General features: G+C 67.9%; 1 protein-coding gene. It reads left to right on the top strand.

Annotated elements, in window-relative coordinates; all coding sequences use genetic code 11:
- The first annotated feature begins 322 nt into the window (after nt 1-322).
- Entirely contained in the window at nt 323-2008 is a 1686-nt protein-coding gene (locus ACFU99_RS41775) for a PcfJ domain-containing protein (RefSeq protein WP_384403499.1), read from the top strand.
- Nucleotides 2009-2055: the final 47 nt, after the last annotated feature.

Raw genomic sequence — 2055 nt, 5'->3', positions numbered from 1 at the left:
CCCCTGCACGACTGCGGCCCTCTCGACCGGAGCAGCGTCCCCGCCATCCCCAGCCGGGGATGGCGGGGATGGCGGGAGGAAGGACGGGTCTTCCTTTTCCGCACGCACAGCCCCGGCTTCTCACTCCGAGTCAGCCGGGGCTGTGCATTCCTGGGTGAAAGGTTTTCAAGCGGCGTGGCCTTGAACCGGCAGGTGATCCCGAGTGGCTGACAGGGGGACGAGCTGAGGGAGAGGAAATCGGTTGAGACGCGGGCAGTGCGCTGCACAGCAGCGCCGGAGGGCTCCCTGTCGAATCCATCACATCGTCCCGGGGGAGACCCTCATGCCCGAGCCCGAGCGCACCGAGCTCACCCTGCTCTACATCAAGTATGTCGACGACGCCCTCGCCGAGCAGGGTGCCGCCTCAATCAACGGCGAGATCTCCGGCCTCAGCCTGAGGATCCTGGCGCGGGCTCTGCCTGACGGCCGGACGTCCGTCGCCGTCTCGCTGTACAAGCGCATACACCGCATGCGCGCCTCGGGCAAGGCATTCCACTACTGGACCCCCGAGAAGCTCACGTCGATGGCCCGTACGAAGAAAGACCTCGTCGTGCTACGTGAGATCGACCGCCGCACCGGCAAGTCCACCACCCGCCACGTCTTCTCCGAGATCGTGGTCGATTCCTGGATCTACGGGCTGTCCGGGACACTGGAGGATTGGATGGACAGCAGGCCGCAGGCCCGCCGGCTCGAAGGACCGGAGCCCGGGGAAGTCCGCAACGCTGTGGAGCAGGCGATCACCGCGATCCGCGGACACATCGGCGAGCTGCCGGCCTGGAACGACCGCTTCCCGCTGCTCAAGGGCGACCGGGGGCACTATCAGGCCTCCGCCTACCTGTCCTATCTCGATGCCCACGACCATGCGCAGGTCGCGAAGAACCTGTTCGGCGTGCGTGCCTACCGCCGGCCGCTGGCCAGCGAAGTGAAACGTCTGGACATCAGCGCCCTGAACTGGTTCACCATGTTCCGCGGACTGGTACCCGTGGACTGGCTCATCGACGCGATGCGCACCACGAGAGCAGTCGGCGGCCGCAGCCTGATGCGGGAATTGCCGCTCACATCCGCGCAGCAGCGAGGCATCCGCTCGATCCTGCGCCGGACTCCGCAGCCGGTGCTGCGACGGATCCTCAAGGAGCCCGTCCACCAGGCGCGGCGCACGCTGGCCGATGCAGCCGACTGCACGGCTCACCGTCTGGCCGCCATCCGTGACCTCGACCTCCTTCCAGAGATCATCGCTGCCCGAGGGCAGCGCCGGGTCCGCGGCTCCCGTGACCTGGAGCACCTGGTCCGGGGCCTGCCCGCAATCGAGCGCTGGCACAACCCCCGGAGCCGCACGGCCCAGCGCGTCATGCAGGAGGAGATGTTCGCCTTTCACGAGATGGAGGACTACAACCACCAGATCCGGCTGCTTCCCGAAGGCACGGCCCGGGCCGCCGACTGGGACCTCTGGAAGGACGAGGCATTCCGCGTGCAGGCGCTGGGTCTGATCGAGAACCGCCGGCGCGAGCTGACGGCTGCCCACGATCGTCAGCGCCGCGAACGCGAGGAGGCCCGCCGTCGCGAGCGGATCGCGCAGCAGGCCCAGCGCCACCAATGGGCGCGGCAGACGGCCGCACTGCTGGACGGCCGGGAAGCAGCCCCCGGTCTGAACATCGTCGTCGCCCGTGATGCCGAGACGCTCTCCCGCTGGGGTGCGATGCTCCACAACTGCATCGGCGGGTACGCCGGTGAGCTGGAGCTGGACGTGTTCGCCGCGGTCTGCGAAGCGGACGGCCGCGTACGTCTGAACCTGCAGATCACGCAGTCGAACGGCGTAGAGCAGATCCTCGGGAAGTACAACCGCGACGCCGTGCGCGAGCTCGGCGTAGCGGCCCAGCAGGTCGTCGACGGGCTGGCCGCCATGAACGTCAGCTTCGATTCGGATGCTCTGGGCATGGACGGGCTGCGACTGCCTCAGAGGACTCACTGACGGCGCATCTCCATAAGAACCCCCTGCCCGGTGTTCCAGCACCAGGC

Source organism: Streptomyces sp. NPDC057654, from assembly GCF_042800135.1.
In the GTDB taxonomy this organism is placed as follows: Bacteria; Actinomycetota; Actinomycetes; order Streptomycetales; family Streptomycetaceae; genus Streptomyces.
This window is presented reverse-complemented; position numbering and strand designations above follow the sequence as displayed.